Here is a 16,800-nt window from a genome sequence, read left to right as displayed (position 1 = left end):
GCCCGGGCCGACCCTGGCCCGTGGTGACGCACGCCGAGCAGCAGCGGATCACTCACCGCGACGGGCCGCCCGGTAGAAGTCGCGCCAACCCTCGCGCTCCCGGATCACGGTCTCCAGGTACTCCTGCCAGACGACCTGGTCGGAGACCGGATCCTTGACGACCGCGCCGAGGATGCCGGCGGCGACGTCGCCGGCGCGGAGCACACCGTCGCCGAAGTGCGCGGCGAGGGCCAGGCCGTTGGTGACCACGGAGATCGCCTCGGCCGTCGAGAGGGTGCCGCTGGGCGACTTCAGCTTGGTGCGGCCGTCCTCGGTGGCGCCGTTGCGCAGCTCGCGGAAGACGGTCACGACCCGCCGGATCTCGTCGACCGCCGGCGGCAGCTCGGGCAGCTCCAGGGCCTTGCCCAGCGCCGCGACCCGGCGCGACACGATGTCGACCTCCTCCTCCACCCCGGCCGGCACCGGCAGCACGACGGTGTTGAACCGGCGGCGCAGCGCCGAGGACAGCTCGTTGACCCCGCGGTCGCGGTCGTTGGCCGTGGCGATGACGTTGAACCCCTTGCGGGCCTGCACCTCCTCGCCGAGCTCGGGCACCGGCAGGGTCTTCTCCGACAGGACGGTGATCAGGCTGTCCTGCACGTCGGACGGCACGCGGGTCAGCTCCTCGATCCGCGCGATCTTGCCGTCGGCCATGGCGCGCAGCACCGGGCTGGGCACGAGCGCGGCCCGGCTGGGCCCTTCCGCCAGCAGGCGGGCGTAGTTCCACCCGTAGCGGATGGCCTCCTCGGGCGTGCCGGCCGTGCCCTGGACCAGCAGCGTCGAGTCGCCGCTGATCGCCGCGGCCAGGTGCTCCGACACCCAGGTCTTGGCGGTCCCCGGCACACCGAGCAGCAGCAGCGCCCGGTCGGTGGCGAGCGTCGCGACGGCGACCTCCATCAACCGCCGCGACCCGACGTACTTCGGGATGATCACGGTCCCGTCGGCGGCGGCCCCGCCGAGCAGGTACGTCACGACGGCCGCGGGGGACAGCCGCCACCCCGGTGGCCGCGGGCGGTCGTCACCGGCGGCCAGCACGGCCAGCTCCGCGGCGAACTCGTCCTCGGCGTGCCGCCGCTGGACTGCCTGCACGTTCTCAGCCTCGGTCGCGGTGTCGGCCTCGTTCACGGTCACGGTCACGCGAGCTCCTCGAGCATGTCTTGTCGGAACCGGAGGGTGTCGGCGAATCGGCCGACGATGGAGGACATCGGGTCATCGGACGCCAGGCCCGACGCGAGCTTCGCGGCCCGGTCGGCGGCGTCGGCGGGAAGTCGCAGCGCTGCCAGCTCGCACAGGCCGGCGAGCCGCCACCCCGCCGACCGCCGCCCGCCGAGGTCGTCGAGCGCGGCGAACACCGCCTCGAGCAGCGCCGACGGCCACGGTCGCGGGCACAGCTCCAGGACGTGCTCGACGCCGACGGCGGCCGCGCCGGCCAGCCCGCGACGGAGCACCTCGACCGCGATCGCGGAGAGTGCGTCGGACGGCAGGGCGTCGTACAACGCCTCCAGCAGCAACCGGTCATCAGGCCGCCCACCGGCCGCGACCTCCTCGGTCAGCTGCCCGGTGAGCGCCGTCGCCCATCGTGCGTCGCGCTGCCCCGCCGCGGCCCGCGCCAGTCCGCGGCGCAGCACGGCGGCCCACTCGTCGGTCACCGGCAGCCGCAGGAACTCCTCAGGCTCGCCCCACACCCGCAGGGGAGTCCGCGTGAGCAGCTCCTCCAGCCACCAGGCCCGCTCACCGACCCCGACCGGCGGCCGGGGCGTGATCCCGTCGCGCCGCATCGCCTTGTCGCACGCGGCCGGCGGCGTGACCATGATCCGCCCGCCGCTGACCCGCACGCATGCCGTCGACCGCTTGGCCATCCGCCGCGCATACGCGCTGTCCGGCAGCAACGCGAGCAGCTCCACCGCGGCCGCACGGACCTCCTTGCGCCGGTCGTCGAGCGCGGTCTCCAGGATCGGCTCGTCGTCACCGGACAGGCCGGTCGCCATCGCACCGAGCAGCGCGGCCCGGTCGTCGGGCGTCTCGACGGGCCAGGCCGTGCGCAGCAGGTCGCGCGCCGCGTCGGGGTCCCGCCGCCGCAGCGTGGTCAGATACCCCACCCGGCGCCCGATCGACCCGAGCTCCCACGCGCTGCCGTCGTCGACGGGCCCGTCGACCGCGGTGGTGACCAGGTAGCCCCAGTCAGGCCGCTGCGCCGCCAGCCACGCCGCCCGCGGCCCGCCCACCGAAGCGATCAGCCCCCGCAGGACCCGGTGCCGCCGCCCGACCTCCAGCAGTGCCGGCAACAGCTCACCGGGCACCCTCCTGGCCCCGACGGCGCTGAGCCATTCGGCGAGGAGCTCCAGTCGCCCATCCGCATCACGTACTGGAGTCGCGTTGCTCGACCCATACCCCGCCGCGTCGACCGCGAGCAGGTCCGCCGCCCGGGCCGAGGCAGGCCAGGGCACCAGCGGAATCCCCGAGTCGTCGGGCGCGGGCGCCGGCACCGGCACCCCGGCCCGCGCCGCGATCCCGGCCCGCCGATACATCGTCAACGCCGCCGCCGCGTCGAGCAGCACCTCGGCCGGGTCCCCGTCACCCGCCGCAAGGTGCCGCCGCTGCGTGCCGACGAGCGCCGTCGCAAGGACGTCCCCCCACTCCGGAAGCTCGCTCACGACACCTCCCCCTCACCAAGATCGAGCCCCACCGGCCATCCCCCGAACGCGCCCCCGCCCGCCACCCGCACCCCCGCCGGCGACACGGCAGCACCACCCACCGACGACAGTGCCCGAACCGCGCCACCACCTGCCGACCACCGCGACGAACACGTGGCCGCGACAGCCACCGGCAACAGTGCCCGAACCACAGCGAGGCCGGCTACAGCCCTGGTGGCGAGCACCGCGTGCCCGGCCGCCGCGGGCCGGGTGGTGGTAACGGCTCGCCACGCCGGCAACGCTCGCCTGGTCGCAGCGGCCCGAGTGGAGGCGAAAGCTCCGCCCGTCACAGACGCATGCCCGGCCGCCGCGGGCCAGATGGAGGTGACGGCTCGCCACGCCGGCAACGCTCGCCTGGTCGCAGCGGCCCGAGTGGAGGCGAAAGCTCCGCCCGTCACAGACGCATGCCTGGTCGCGGCGGTCCGGGTGGAGGCGAAAGCTCGGCCAGTCACAGACACATGCCCAGCCGCGGCAGGCCGGACGGAGATGACGGCTCCGCACGCCGGCAACGCATGCCTGGTCGCGGCGGAAGCTCGGCCCGTCACCGGCACATGCCCGACCGTGGCGGAGGTGACGGCTCCGCACGCCGGCAGCGCACGCCTGGTCGCGGCGGACCGGGTGGAGGCGGAAGCCCGGCCCGTCGCAGACGCGGCGGAGCGGGTGGAGGCTTGGCACGTCATAGGCGGACCAGCCGGCCTTCGGACCAGGCGCCGAGGGGGCGCAGGCCGCCGGCGGACCATTCGCCGGTGACGGTGGTTGGGCGGCCGGCGGTGATGGCGAGGAGGCGCCACGGGTCGCCGGCGGCCGGGTCGAGGGGGAGCGCGGAGCCTGACGGGTCGACGAGGTGCCAGGTGCCGGTGTCGCGGGTGGGGCAGACGGCGTCGAGGGTCATCGGCCAGTAGTCGAGCCAGGGGTCCTCGGCGAGGGCGGCGGCGTGGGCGCGCAGGTTGGGCTCGATGCCGGTGGCGCCGGCGACGGTGTGCATGCGGGCGGGCGGAGCGTGGCGCTTGGCGATCAGGGCGCGGGCGGGCTGGCCGCCCGGGTAGATGCAGACGTCTGCGTCGAGCTCGGTGCCGGGGAGCAGGTCGACCGGGAGGGACTGGCCGGCGACGGCGAAGGACAGGACGAGCAGGGGGCGCAGGGTCGAGGCGCCGCGCAGCCAGGCCCGGCGGACGGTGAGCTGGTCCTCGATCTCGTCGCGGACGCCGTGGATCTGCCAGCGGTCGCGCAGCGCGGGGCCGGCGAGCACGGTCTCGGTCGCGATGGGCAGGCCGACGCGCATGCGGACGCTGGCGGCGAGGTCGTCGGGCAGGTCGGCGAGCCGCCGGTAGCCACCGACGAGCAGGTGGAGGCGGGCGAGCTCGCCGAGGAGCCGCTCGGGGGAGCCGGTGACGGCCGAGGTGCGGCGCAGGATGCCGGCGGCCCCCGCGGCCTGGGCGTCGACGAGCCGGGCGGCCATCGTGTCCCAGTGCGCATAGCCGCTCTTGGCGACGCCGGCGAGCCCCGCGCGGGCCTGGTCGGCCAGCCAGCGGTCGAGCTCGTCGAGGCCCGCGGAGATCCGGTCGGCCCGGCGGGCCTGCGCCTTCTCACCGGGCAGAGCCCTGCCACCGCCCGTGGAGCCGCCGCCGGCCGGGCCGGCACCGTCGGCCGGAGGCGCCGCCGCCGAGACACGCCGGGACGCGCGCGAGGACTGCCACTCCTGCACCCAGCCGGGCGCGGTGGCGTCGGTGACGCTGCCCGCGGACCAGCGCAGCAGCAGGGCGAGGGAGTGCTTGCAGGGGAACTTGCGGCTCGGGCACGTGCACTTGAACGCGGGCTCGGTCAGATCGACGGCCGTCTGGTAGGGCGTGCTGCCGCTGCCCTGGCAGAGGCCCCAGATCGTCGGTGGCAGCTCGTCGGTGGCGCTGAGCCCCGACTCCAGCCAGGCGCGGTCGCCGGCCATGCCCCGGGCCGCCCGCTGGGCGGACGCGTCAGGGGCGAGCGCCATCACCTGGTCGGTGGTCCAGACCGTCGTCTCCGTCGAAGTTTCGGTCATGCTGCGAAGCGTAGTGATGGGGTACGACATTCCTTGGCTGGGTATGAACCCGGGCATGAGACCCGTGCGCACCGCGGCCCGCTCGATGCTCGCCGCGATCTTCGTGATTCAGGGCTGGGCCGCGCTGCGTGCCCCGGCGAAGCTCGCCGACAAGGCCAGGCCGGTCACGGACCGGTTGGAGCCGGCGTTGAAGGCGGTGCACCCGAGCCTGCCGACCGACGCCGAGACGTTGGTACGGGTGAACGGCGCCGCCCAGGTCGCCGGCGGGATCCTGCTGGCCACCGGCCGTGCGACGACCCCGGCGGCGCTGGTGCTGGCGGGGTCGCTGGTGCCGACGACGCTGGCGGGTCACGCGTTCTGGGAGGTCGAGGACCCGGTGCAGCGCAACCAGCAGCGGATCAACTTCCTGAAGAACCTCGGCCTGGTGGGCGGCCTGATCTTCGCCGCACTGGACAACGAGGGCCGCCCCAGCATCGCCTGGCGGGCGCGCAACACCGCCGAGCGTGCCCGGCGCGAGGCCGGGTACACCGCCAAGACGGCCCGGCGCGAGGCCAGGCACGCGATCCACACGGCGCAACGCGAGGCGAGGCACGTGGTCAACGCGACCCAGCGCGACGCCCGAATCGCCCGCCTGGCCAGGAAGCTCCCGTAAGCCGGCCAAAGCCCTAAGGGCAGTTGACCCACTCCTCCTCGCCGTCGGTGAAGACCTGCCGCTTCCACACCGGCAGCCGCGCCTTCACCTCGTCGACGAGCCGTGCGCAGAGCACGAACGCGTCCGCCCGGTGCGACGTGGAGATGGCCGCGGCCAGCGCCACGTCGCCGATCTCCAGCCGCCCCACCCGGTGCGACACGGCGAGCGCGTGCACCGCGGGCTCGGCCGCGATCTCGGCCGCGATCTCCGCGAGCACGTCACCGGCGCTGGGGTGCCCCTCATACTCCAGCTCGACGACCCCACGCCCGCCGTCGTGGTCGCGCACCACGCCCGCGAAGGACACGACCGCTCCGGCCGCGCGGTCGGCGACCGCCTGCTCGTGCGACGTAACGTCGATCGGCTCGGCGGTCACGAGCACCGTGATTCGGTCGGTCACACCCGCTCCCCATCCAGTATCGGCAGTGGTACGAGCTGTGCCGGCGTCCCCGCGAGACCGCGCCCTCCGGGCGGGATGACGGCGAATCCGATCGAGTTGGCCAGCCCGCGAAGCATGGAAGACCCAGCGTGTGCGACCGGATAGGCCAGTCCGTCCACCGGGTCGCGGCGCACCAGGGCGAGATGGGTGAAATCACCCCGTCCGGGGATGTCGGCGCCCAGGCTGACGGTCGCGTGCGTGGGCCGGGGTCGGCCGGCCAGTCCGGCGAGCAACGGCTGTACCAACGACACCAACGCAACGAAGGTGGACTGTGGATTGCCGGGGAGCCCCGCGACGAACTGCCCGCCGGGCAGCTGCGCCACCAGCATCGGGAATCCGGGCCGGACGGCCACCGTGTTGACGACATAGTTGGCACCGAGCTCGGCGAGCGCCGGGTGCAGGTGGTCGACGGGTCCGTGCATGGTGCCGCCGGTGGTGCAGATGACCTGCGCGCCGGCGTCGACGGCGGTCCTGAGCGCGGCGACGTGGTCCTCAAGGGTGTCGGCGACCGGGGCGCGGTGGTGGACGACCTCCGTGCCGGCGCGGCGCAGCCACGAGGGCAGCGAGGGGCCGAGCGCGTCGCGGACCCGGCCGGCGCCGGGCACGCCGGCGGTCAGCAGCTCGTCGCCGAAGACCAGCAGCGCGCTGCGCGGCTTGGGGCGGCAGCGCAGCGTGTCGTAGCCGCAGGCGGCCGCGAGACCGATGACGCCGGGGGTGATCGGGGTGCCGGCCGGCAGCAGCTCCTCGCCGAGGGCGGCCTCCTCGCCGATCATCCGCCAGTCGGGGATCTTGCGCGGCTCGCCGGACAGGACCCGGTCGCCGTCGACCTTGGAGTCCTCGACACGCACGACGTAGTCGGTGCCTTCGGGCACCATGCCACCGGTCGCGATCTCCACGCAGGTGCCGTCGGCCGTCAGTGGCCGCGCGACGTCGCCGGCGAGGACCCGGCCGGTGATCCGCCAGGGCGCGGCGCCGCGGACGGCCCAGCCGTCGACGCTCGAGGTGGGAAACGCCGGCAGCGCGGTGAGCGTGGTCAGCGGATCGGCCAGCGTGAGGCCGTCGGACTCGGCGAGGGGGACGGACACGGCGACCGAAGCGGCCGCCGAGCCGGCCTCGAACACCGCCTCGCGGGCGTCGACCCACGCGATCGGTAACGTCACGCGTCGAGCCTAGACCGTCAGTGATCGCCGCCGCGGAGCTGGTCGACGGCGTGCGCCAGGACCGGCCCGAGCACGGCGAGACCGTCCTTGGCGCCGCCCTTGGAGCCGGGCAGGTTGACGATGAGGGTGCGCCCGGCGACCCCGCTGAGCCCGCGGGACAGGATCGCGGTCGGCACCTTGGCCGCGCCCGCGGCCCGGATGGCCTCCGCGATGCCGGGCACCTCGTAGTCGAGCACGCGGCGGGTCATCTCCGGGGTGGCGTCGGTGGGCGTGACGCCGGTGCCGCCGCTGGTCACGATCACGTCCGCGCCGCCGGCGACCGCGGCGCGCAGCGCCTCCTCCACGGGTGGCCCGTCGGGGACGACAACCGGGTCGCCGACGTCGCAGCCCAGCTCGCGGAGCCCGGCGACGAGGACGGGTCCGCTGGTGTCGGTGTACACGCCGGCGGAGGCCCGGTTGGACGCCACGATCACGACGGCCTTCATTCGCTGCGCTCCCACAGTCCGGTCTTGCCGCCTTCCTTGCGCAGCACCCGTACGCCTTCCAGCGAGGCCGCCGGGTCGACCGCCTTGATCATGTCGATGAGGGCGAGACCTGCGGCGGCGACCGCGGTGAGGGCCTCCATCTCGACGCCCGTGCGGTCGGCGGTCCGGGTCGTCACCGCAATATCAACCGTATCGTCACGCAGCGTCAAGTCCACGGTCACCCCATGAAGCGCGATCGGATGACATAAGGGGATGAGATCGGGCGTGCGTTTGGCACCCATGATTCCAGCGATCCGAGCAACCGCCAATGCGTCACCCTTGGGTAACGCACCGTCGTGCAGCAACGCTATTACATCCACCGTGGTGCGGACGGAACCAGCGGCAACCGCACGTCGGGCGGTGATTTCCTTGCCGGCGACATCCACCATCCGAGCCGCACCGGACCGGTCGACGTGGGTCAGTTCATTTGCCACGACATCACCCTAACGGCCGTGCAGTGGAGTTCGATTTGATCATGCACGCTAAGGGGGTGGGTGCGTCGATTCCGCTACACGGAGAGTAACTTTCACGTTACCAAAATATGACAAGCCGTGCCTTTCTTCGCAAACTATGAGTCGACGGACATATTGGGATGGGCAACTCGCGCCCCGCACCCTAGGCTTCGTTCATCAAGACAGGGGTTGATGAACATCAATCCCTTGTTACACGGGGACCGTTCGCCGCGATGAACGAACCTCGAAGGGGGCAGCAATGCGTATCCACGAGTGGCTCTGAAATCGAAACCGGGCTTGACAGGGACGCCCGACCATCCGTCACGATGAACAGACCGCGATGCAACGACCAATCGGTACCGACGACGCGACCAACCGGCGCCTCTGGCGTCTCGTTGGTCCCGTCGTCGTCGGTGCGGGCATCGCCGTCCTTGCCGCGCTTTGGCTGATCACGGACTACGGCAGCCTCGCGCTCTTCCTCCCGCTGCCGACCGTGCTCGTGCTCGGCTGCCGCTACCTGCGGATCAGCATCCGCATCCGTTCGGCCAACACCGGCTCGACACCCGTATCGGCGGTCATCATCGCCACCGCCGTGTTCCTGCCGCCGCCGTTCGTGATCCTTTCGGTGGCCATCGGCAAAATCGTCGATCAGTCGCTGAATCGCACGCACGTCCCGGTGAAGATCGGTTTCAACATCGGCAAGGAGGTCCTCGCCGGTGCCGCGGCCGCCTTCGCCTGCGCGGCGACCGGCTTCGAGCCGCTCCTGGTGCACGTCGACCGCGCCGACCCGCTCACCTCGGCGCTCTCCGCGACCGTGGTCGCCTTCCTCGCGTACACCGTCGTCGACGAGCTCGTCTCGCAGGGCCTGTTCGCCATGCTCACCGGCACGCCCTACCGGCAGCGACTGGTCGCGGACTGGAACATCCTCGCCGTCCTGCGCGTCGGCACGCTCGGCATCGCCGTCACCACCGTCGTGCTGTACCACGTCAACCAGTGGCTCCTGTTCGTCCTGCCGCTGCTGCTGTGGTGCATCCACCTCGCCTCCGGCAACCGGATCCGCGCCCGCCAGGGCAACGAGGCCTGGCAGCGGCTCGCCGAGGCGACCGACGAGTTCAACTCCGTCGACCAGACCGCCGTCCTGCACGCCGCCGTCCGCAAGGCCGCCGCCCTCTTCTCCACCGACGAGGTCGAGGTCCAGATCCGCCCGCCGACGGGCGAGACCCGCCTCGTGCGCAGCAACGGCCGCGACATCCTCTACGACGGCACCCCCGAGGACGCACCGCCGGCGGGCGGCTTCGTCATCCCGATCAGCCTGGAGAGCTACCGCGGCGACGCCGACCTCGGCGAGCTGCGCCTGCGCTTCCGCGCACCGGTCAAGCTCACCGAGCGCGAGGGGTACACGCTGCACACGTTCGCCGCCGCGCTGTGCACCGCGATCCGCAACGCCTCCACCTTCGCCGAGACGCAGCGCCTCGCCGACAGCCACGCCCGCGCCGCCGCCCAGGACCCCCTCACCCGGCTCGCCAACCGGCGCAAGCTGCAGCAGTACGGCGACGAGGTCCTCGCCCAGGGCATCGTCGGCGTCCTGCTCATCGACCTCAACCACTTCAAAGAGGTCAACGACACCCTCGGGCACTCCGCGGGCGACCGCGTCCTGACCACCGTCGGCGAGCGCCTCTCCGCCGCCGTCCGCGAAGGCGACCTCGTCGCACGGTTCGGCGGCGACGAGTTCGCCGTCATCCTCGCCAACCTCAGCGCGCCCGCCCTCGCCGAGATGCGCGCCCACGCGATCCTCGACGCCCTCGCCCCGCCCATCCACCTCGACGACATGCGCATCAGCGTCGAGGCCAGCTGCGGCGTCACGACCGCCAGCGGCGGCACCATCGGCGAGCTGCTCCGGCGCGCCGACGTCGCCCTGTACCAGGCGAAACAGGACGGCCAACGGGTCGTCGTCTACGCGCACGCCCGCGACACCGCCGACATCGGCACCCTCACCCTCGGCGGCGACCTCGCCCGAGCCGTCGCCGAAGGCCAGTTCGTCGTCAACTTCCAGCCGATCGTCGACCTCGCCACCGGCCGGGTCATCGCCGCCGAGGCGCTCACCCGCTGGCACCACCCAGACCGCGGCGACCTCGCGCCCGACCGCTTCCTGCCCGCCATCGAACGCTCCGGGCAGCTGTCCGCGTTCGCCGACGCCGTCCTCGACCAGGCCCTGATCGCCGTCTCCCAGTGGGCCGACGCCGGCCACCCCATCCCGGTCGCCGTCAACGTGTCGCCCCGCAGCCTGCTCGACCCGTCGTTCCCCGACGCCGTCGCCCGCCGCCTCGCCGCGCGCGGCGTCCAGTCCTCGTCGCTCATCATCGAGCTCACCGAGTCCGTGACGCTCAGCAAGCTCGAGGTCGTCGACGACGTCCTCGCCGCACTGCGCGACCAGGGCATCCGCCTCGCCCTCGACGACTTCGGCACCGGCTTCTCCTCGCTTGCCACCCTCGCCCGCGTCGCCGTCGACGAGCTCAAGATCGACCGAAGCTTCGTCGCCGCCATGAACGCCTCTGCCCCCGGCGCCGTCGTCCGCTCCACCATCGACCTCGGCCGCAGCCTCGGCCTGGTCGTCGTCGCCGAAGGCATCGAACGCGAGGACCAGCGCCAGCAGCTCTGGGAGCTCGGCTGCCCCGCCGGCCAGGGCCACCTCTTCGCCCGCGCGATGCCCGCCGACCGGCTCCTCGCCGCCCTGCGCCGCGGCCACGACGGCCGGCCCGGCTGCCTCGCGCCGCCCCTGCACGACACCGACACCGTGATCCGCCTCCCGCGCAACCGCCGGTCCCGCCGCTCCGCCGCCGCCGAGCCCGGGCAAGAATGGACCCCATAGCCACCTCGCCACGCTTCTCGACGACTGACGCGGTCCTCTACGGACTGTCGGCCGCCTTCGCCCTGCTCACCGCCTTGACGTCGACCCTGCTGCCGCACCGCGCGTGGGGGGCGATCGCCTGGTGGGGCTACGCGGCCGCCTTCCTCATCACGTTCGTCGTGCTCCGCCGCCTGCTGCTCACGGCCCTGGTCTTCGTCGCCGCCACGGTCGTCCCCCTCGTCGCGCAGGCCGTCCAGCGCGCCGGCGGCCGCACCGACCGCGCGCAGGAAGAGGTCCTCGTCGTCGAGCAGATGGGCCGGCGCCTCCTCGACACCGGCACGCCCTACCTCGACCGCCCCGCCATCGCCGCGCTCCCCGAGTCGGAACGGCTGCTGGGCTATTCCCCGTACCAACCCGGCATGTCGATCTTCGGCATCCCCCGCGCGCTCTTCGGCGCCCACTGGTGGACCGACGCCCGGATCTGGTTCCTCGTCGCCACCGTCGCCGTGATGCTCTGGACCCTGCGGCTGCTCGCCGACCTGGTCGCCCCGCCCGGCCTCGTCCTCGTCGCCCAGTCCGTCGCCGTCCTGCCGATCTGCGCCCTCACCCTCACCACCGGCGGCGACGACCTTCCCGTGCTCAGCCTCTGCCTGCTCGCCCTGGCCTTCACCGCCAAACACCACTGGCTCGCCGCCGGCATCGCGATCGGCCTGGCCGGCGCGCTCAAACTCTTCGCTCTCCCTGCGGCGTTGGTACTGGTAGCGCTCGCCCTCCCGCTCCGCCGCCGCACCCTGTCCTTCGCGGCCTTCGCGTTCGGCCTGCCGCTGCTGGTGATGCTGCCGGCGTTGGTGGTCGCACCCTCCGCCTTCGTCGAAAACGTCCTGCGCTTCCCCTCCGGCCACGGCCTGGTCACCAGCCCCGCCCAGTCGCCGCTGCCCGGCCAGCTCATCGCCTCGTCCGTGCCCGCCGGCCGCACGATCGCGCTGTCGCTGCTGGTCGCCGCCGGGCTCGCCATCGGCGTCTGGCTCCTGCGCCGCCCGCCCCGGACCACTGCCGCCGCCGCCCTGGTCATCGCCGTCGGCCTGACCGCGGCCATCATGCTGATCCCGTCGACCCGCTTCGGCTACCTGCTCTACCCGGCCGCCTTCGCCGCCCTGTGGTGGTCGCTGCACGCCTCGGCACCGGGCGGCCGCTGGTCGACCCCCACACCCGCCCCGGCCTCGGCGCCGTCCTCGCTCGGCAGCCCCTGACCAGTTTCCTTTCGCCGCTCTTGTACGACCATGCAGCCGCTCGCCGGCGACCTGGCCGGGACGCTGGCCGGCCTCCTCACTCCTGGCGTACACAGGAAGCATGGCCTTCAGGGACCGGAGCGAGGCCGGCGCCGCCCTCGCCGACCTGCTCACCAGCTACGCAGACCGGCCAGACGTCATCGCCCTCGGCCTGGTCCGCGGCGGGATACCCGTCGCCGCCGAGGTCGCCACGCGGCTCCGCGTCCCGCTCGACGCGCTGGTCGTGCGCAAGCTCGGCGTGCCCTGGTCACCGGAGGTCGCCTTCGGCGCCATCGGCCCCTGCGACGTGAAGGTCCTCAATCGGGAGATCCGCCTCGCCCCAGAGGAGATGGCCCCCGTCATCCGCCACGAAACCGCCGAGCTCCGCCGCCGCGACCGCGTCTTCCGCCTCGGCCGCCCCCCGCTCGACCTCACCGGCCGCGTCGCCCTCGTCATCGACGACGGCCTGGCCACCGGCGCCACGGCAGGCGCGGCGGTCGCCGTGGCCCGTGCGCTGTCCGCCGCCCGCGTCGTGCTCGCCGTCCCCGTCGGCGCCACCCAGGCCGTCCACCGCCTGCGCACCCTCGCCGACGAGGTCGTCTGCCCCGTGACCTCCGACTTCTTCGGCTCCGTCAGCCGCTACTACGACGACTTCCGCCAGGTCCCCGACACCGAGGTCGCCCGCATCCTCAACCGCACCTGACACCCCTCCCACCGCACCAGCCCCGACAACCCCTTCGCGCTCATCGCCCCAGACCTTCCGCCCCCGGCACCGTCAACGCGCCCTCGGACACCACAGTCCATCTCGGGATACCGGCTCAGCGCGCCAGACGCCGACACCTTCAACACGGCCCCGACAGAACCGGCCACGACGATCCTTCGGGCACCAGCTCGCCAGACGCCCCTCCCACCGACACCCTCAACACGGCCCCGGCAGAACCGGCCACGACGATCTTTCGAACGCCAGCTCAGCGCGCCTTCCGCCAGCCACCCGCACACGCAGCCAGACAACGCCGACCGCGAGGCCGACCGCCGCCCTCGACCGCCGCCCTCGACCGCCGCCCTCGACCGCCGCCCTCGACCGCCGCCGGACACTCCGGGCAACACTCCCGCCGACGCACCCCAGACAGCTCCGGCCGCGGCGATCCGTCAAACGCCAGCTCAACGCGCCGGACGTCCCTCCGCCGACCCCGCACACGCACCGCTGCACCAGGCCGACCGCGAGGTCGGCCGCAGCCCTCAACCGCGGTCGGGCGCTCCCGCTGCCACCGTCAACGCGCGCATGGCCAGACAGAGGGGCCGGCCACGGCGAGTCCCCAGCAGATGGCAGCCGAGAAGGTGCCTTCCGCACTCACGCCGCGAGCTGGCGTGACACGTCTCCCCGTCACGCGGCATCGGGACGAGGAGACGTCGCCGCAGGGCTCCTCGGTCAGATCGCCATGTCGACGAAGCGGGACAGGTGCAGTTGCGCCGCCACCGTGATCGTGTCGGTCGGGCCGTTTCGGTGCTTCGCCACGATGAAGTCGGCCTCGCCCGCCCGCGGCGACTCCTTGTCGTAGTAGTCGTCGCGGTGCAGAAGGATGACGACGTCGGCGTCCTGCTCGATCGAGCCTGACTCACGCAGGTCGGACAGCTGCGGACGCTTGTCGGTGCGCTGCTCGGGTCCACGGTTCAGCTGGCTGACCGCGACCACCGGGCACTCGACCTCCTTGGCCAGCAGCTTCAGGCCACGCGACAGGTCCGCGACCTCCTGCTGCCGGCTCTCGGTCCGCTTCGGGCTCGTCATCAGCTGCAGATAGTCGACGATGATCAGCTTCAGGTCGTGCCGCTGCTTGAGCCGGCGCGCCTTGGCCCGGATCTCCATCAGGTTCATGTTCGGCGTGTCGTCGACGAACAGCGGCGCCTCACTGATCTCGCCCATCCGCCGCGCCAGCTTGGTCCAGTCGTCGTCGGACAGCTGCCCGGACCGCAGCACGTGCAGCGGCACCCGCGCCTCGGCCGAGAGCAGTCGCATGACGATCTCGACCTTGGACATTTCCAGGCTGAAGATCGCGCTGGCCAAGTTGTGCTTCACCGACGCCGCCCGGCTGAAGTCCATCGCGGCGGTGGAGTTGTGGGTCGGGATCATCGCGCGCCCGGCCAGATACATGTGGTCGTCGTTGTCGACCTGCACACAGCGGACCGGGACGCTCGCCACCGGCCGGACGTCGACGATGTACCTGGAACCAGTCCTCGACGTGCTGGTGGTCCGCCGTCGTGCCTGATGCGTCGCGCGCTTCCGACCCAACCGGAACAGGTCGTCGGCCGCGGTGAAGTTCAGGGTGTAGGCGATCGAACTTGCCGGCGTCCGGCCCCGAACCGATCTCGTCGTCACGGTGCACCGGTAGCCGAGGCTGACCACCAGCTCCTGGACATCGCCGGCGAGCCGGGCCGAGGTCGACGTGAACTGTGCATTGCCCGTGGCCGTCACGGTGCCGTCGGTGTCCAGCAGACCAGCGAGGAGCGCGCGTCGCTGCTGCTCCGACCCGCGCAGATACTCGGACGGAACGTGCTTGTTGTTGAGGACACCGAGCAGCCGGAGGCTGTGGACCAGCGCGGGACCGTGATCGCCCGCCCGGCCGATGCCATACAGCATCGGATGTGCCGAGCTCGGCCTGATCTCGAACCCATCGGCTGCGATGTTGCCGACGATCTCCGGATCATCGGTGGTGATTCGACCGGCGGCGGCATGGCCGTCGCCGAGCCACGCGCCGAGCGTGTAGGGCGGCACCAGCAGGTCCCTGTCAGGAAGCCGCAACGGCATGCAGTTCTCAACGGCGTGGTTGAGGCGACCGTCCATCGAACACCGGAGGGTGTCGGCGATGTCCTGCGTGGTCACGACCCCGTCGTGCCTGACCTTCGTCTCGGCGTTCATGGTCCTGTTGACCCGCCGGTGCAGCGTCGTCAGGAGCGTGTGCTTGGAATATGCCTGAATGGAACGACGCCACGGCTTGCCGGCACGCTGATATTCGCGCACGACGTCGGCCGACGTGCCGACCTCGCTGCCCACGACATGCAGCACATGCCGGAACCGAGGTCCGACCAGGTCAACCGCCTCGCCGAAGGTCAGCAACGAATCGGGGCCGGCCATCGCACTGGCGAAGACCGCGCCCACCTCGGCCCGAGCGGCTTCCGGCCATTGCGGCGTCTGCGCAGCTTCAGCATGCTTCCGACGCGCCGCTCTCGTGGTGGTCTTCCAGAGGTGCTCCGCATCGGCGACGATCACGCTGCCGTCGGAGAACTCCACCTCGAAGCACGGACGGCCGTGCAGGACCTCGAAGGCGTTGACGATCGTGGTCGGCCGGCCGTCGGCACCCAGCAGCTGGTCGCCGGCCTTGACATCCCCCATCGTCGTCCAGCCGTCGGGCGTCGGCAGTGGAGTGTCGAGCGCCAGCGCCTTCCCGAGGCCGGGGCGGCCGGCGACGATGATGAGCTGGCCGGGGTGCAGGCCGTTGAGCAGGCGGTCGAGGTCTTGGAAGCCGGTGGGGACGCCGGTCATGACGCCGCCCTGGGCGCCGACGGCTTCGATCTCGTCGAGGGTGGGCTGGAGCACCTCGGCGAGGACGGCGAAGTCCTCGCTGACGCGCTTCTCGGTGACGTCGTAGATGGCCTGCTGGGCCAGGTCGACGACGTCGTCGACGTCGCGGCCGCCGGGGCCGGCGGAGCCGTAGCCGAGCTGGACGATGCGGGTGCCGGCCTCGATGACGCGGCGCAGGACGGCGCGCTCGGCGACGATGCGGGCGTAGTAGGAGGCGTTGGCGGCGGTGGGCACGGCCGCCATGAGGGTGTGGAGGTATGCGGCGCCGCCGACCTTGGCGATCTCGCCCGCGTCGGTCAGGGCCGCGGCGACGGTGACGGCGTCGGCGGGCTCGCCGCGGCCATACAGGTCGAGGATCGCGTCGAAGACGACGGTGTGGTTGGGCCGGTAGAAGTCGTGGGACTTGAGGATCTCGACGACGTCGGCGATGGCGTCCTTGGACAGCAGCATGCCGCCGAGAACGCTCTGCTCGGCGGCGACGTCCTGCGGCGGGGTGCGCTCGAAGGTCTCGGCGCCGCCGGAGGGCCGCTCAGATTCCTGGTCCTTTGGTGGCCGCCGACGCGACTCGGCCGGGGTCGCGTCGTCCCATGGATCGCTTCGCCTGTCTTCGGTGATCGACACTCGCCCCTCCAACGTCATACCCCCACGCATCAGTAGACCTCGCGGGTATGACAAAACCTCGCGGCGCGCCTCGGAAGACGTGGAGCGCCCCGCGCAACGGTATGGAGCGACTGGCGTTCGTCAAAACTAGCCGGTGGACAACCCTGCGGACAACCTGTGGACCGTCGTCCACAAACGGGGGATCAGTTGTGCACAGGCCTGTGGAAAACTTCGCTGTCGGGATCCTCAAACAGGCTCTGAGCTGGGCGTACACAATCCACAGCCTGTGTGTGAAAAATAGTCGCCCCGATCGAGTGACGTGGCCGCCGGCTGGACGGATGATGGCGGCTGCTGTACCGGAGGGTGACGAGGGACGCAGTGCCAAGCGGATCGGTTCCCTTCGACGGGTCACAGCATCCTTGCGAGCTGATCACCGATGCTCACGCTTGGGTCTCTGTCCGGTTACGCTCGGAGCCG

General features: G+C 72.3%; 12 protein-coding genes. 4 read left to right on the top strand and 8 right to left on the bottom strand.

The window, feature by feature from the left end:
- Positions 1–48: 48 nt before the first annotated feature.
- The 3 genes from ABD332_RS39755 to ABD332_RS39745 form a co-directional block, all read right to left on the bottom strand.
- Entirely contained in the window at positions 49–1,176 is a 1,128-nt protein-coding gene (locus ABD332_RS39755) for an ATP-binding protein (protein WP_344508585.1), read from the bottom strand.
- Positions 1,173–2,693, bottom strand: a complete 1,521-nt coding sequence (locus ABD332_RS39750; RefSeq protein WP_344508583.1) for a DUF5691 domain-containing protein — start codon at positions 2,691–2,693, stop codon at positions 1,173–1,175. The genes ABD332_RS39755 and ABD332_RS39750 overlap by 4 nt, the downstream gene beginning before the upstream one ends.
- Before the next feature lie 715 nt (positions 2,694–3,408).
- Complete coding sequence (locus ABD332_RS39745; protein ID WP_344508581.1) at positions 3,409–4,767, bottom strand: SWIM zinc finger family protein; 1,359 nt, start codon at positions 4,765–4,767, stop codon at positions 3,409–3,411.
- Between the two features lie 55 nt (positions 4,768–4,822).
- Between ABD332_RS39745 and ABD332_RS39740 the strand changes: the two genes are divergently transcribed.
- Positions 4,823–5,419, top strand: coding sequence for a DoxX family protein (locus ABD332_RS39740; RefSeq protein WP_344508579.1), 597 nt, complete (start codon positions 4,823–4,825; stop codon positions 5,417–5,419).
- Positions 5,420–5,432: 13 nt separating this feature from the next.
- Here ABD332_RS39740 and ABD332_RS39735 read toward each other — a convergent pair whose 3' ends face one another.
- Genes ABD332_RS39735 through moaC form a run of 4 tightly spaced genes read right to left on the bottom strand, consistent with a single transcriptional unit; the run spans position 5,433 to position 8,012 of the window.
- Entirely contained in the window at positions 5,433–5,855 is a 423-nt protein-coding gene (locus ABD332_RS39735; RefSeq protein ID WP_344508577.1) for a molybdenum cofactor biosynthesis protein MoaE, read from the bottom strand.
- The gene (locus tag ABD332_RS39730; protein WP_344508575.1) at positions 5,852–7,054 is read right to left on the bottom strand and encodes a molybdopterin molybdotransferase MoeA; all 1,203 of its coding nucleotides are present in this window, start codon (positions 7,052–7,054) and stop codon (positions 5,852–5,854) included. Before ABD332_RS39730 ends, ABD332_RS39735 begins: the two co-directional genes overlap by 4 nt.
- A 17-nt stretch (positions 7,055–7,071) precedes the next feature.
- Complete coding sequence (locus ABD332_RS39725) at positions 7,072–7,539, bottom strand: MogA/MoaB family molybdenum cofactor biosynthesis protein (protein WP_344508573.1); 468 nt, start codon at positions 7,537–7,539, stop codon at positions 7,072–7,074.
- On the bottom strand, positions 7,536–8,012 hold the full coding sequence (moaC, locus tag ABD332_RS39720; RefSeq protein ID WP_344508571.1) for a cyclic pyranopterin monophosphate synthase MoaC: 477 nt from the start codon (positions 8,010–8,012) through the stop codon (positions 7,536–7,538). The genes ABD332_RS39725 and moaC overlap by 4 nt, the downstream gene beginning before the upstream one ends.
- Before the next feature lie 358 nt (positions 8,013–8,370).
- On the opposite strand from moaC, the gene ABD332_RS39715 reads away from it, so the two are divergent.
- From ABD332_RS39715 to ABD332_RS39705, 3 genes are all read left to right on the top strand, one after another.
- Entirely contained in the window at positions 8,371–10,899 is a 2,529-nt protein-coding gene (locus ABD332_RS39715; protein WP_344508569.1) for a putative bifunctional diguanylate cyclase/phosphodiesterase, read from the top strand.
- Positions 10,887–12,128 (top strand): glycosyltransferase family 87 protein, encoded by a 1,242-nt coding sequence (locus tag ABD332_RS39710; protein ID WP_344508567.1) that lies wholly within the window; start codon positions 10,887–10,889, stop codon positions 12,126–12,128. The genes ABD332_RS39715 and ABD332_RS39710 overlap by 13 nt, the downstream gene beginning before the upstream one ends.
- 100 nt (positions 12,129–12,228) lie before the next feature.
- A complete protein-coding gene (locus ABD332_RS39705; protein ID WP_344508565.1) occupies positions 12,229–12,849 on the top strand; it encodes a phosphoribosyltransferase in 621 nt (206 codons plus the stop codon).
- A gap of 726 nt (positions 12,850–13,575) precedes the next feature.
- Here the strand turns inward: ABD332_RS39705 and dnaB are convergent.
- The gene (gene dnaB, locus ABD332_RS39700) at positions 13,576–16,344 is read right to left on the bottom strand and encodes a replicative DNA helicase (protein ID WP_425552365.1); all 2,769 of its coding nucleotides are present in this window, start codon (positions 16,342–16,344) and stop codon (positions 13,576–13,578) included.
- Positions 16,345–16,800 lie beyond the last annotated feature (456 nt).

Source organism: Dactylosporangium maewongense (assembly GCF_039531485.1).
GTDB classification, from domain to species: domain Bacteria; phylum Actinomycetota; class Actinomycetes; order Mycobacteriales; family Micromonosporaceae; genus Dactylosporangium; species Dactylosporangium maewongense.
Note: the sequence above shows the minus strand (reverse complement) of the source record. Positions and strands in the feature narration are given on the sequence as shown.

Excerpts from the sequence above, each read along its gene's own strand:
- ABD332_RS39745 (WP_344508581.1), bottom strand. The coding sequence starts at position 4,767 with ATGACCGAAACTTCGACGGAGACGACGGTCTGGACCACCGACCAGGTG.
- ABD332_RS39740 (WP_344508579.1), top strand. The coding sequence starts at position 4,823 with ATGAGACCCGTGCGCACCGCGGCCCGCTCGATGCTCGCCGCGATCTTC.
- ABD332_RS39725 (WP_344508573.1), bottom strand. The coding sequence starts at position 7,539 with ATGAAGGCCGTCGTGATCGTGGCGTCCAACCGGGCCTCCGCCGGCGTG.
- ABD332_RS39715 (WP_344508569.1), top strand. The coding sequence starts at position 8,371 with ATGCAACGACCAATCGGTACCGACGACGCGACCAACCGGCGCCTCTGG.
- ABD332_RS39710 (WP_344508567.1), top strand. The coding sequence starts at position 10,887 with ATGGACCCCATAGCCACCTCGCCACGCTTCTCGACGACTGACGCGGTC.
- ABD332_RS39705 (WP_344508565.1), top strand. The coding sequence starts at position 12,229 with ATGGCCTTCAGGGACCGGAGCGAGGCCGGCGCCGCCCTCGCCGACCTG.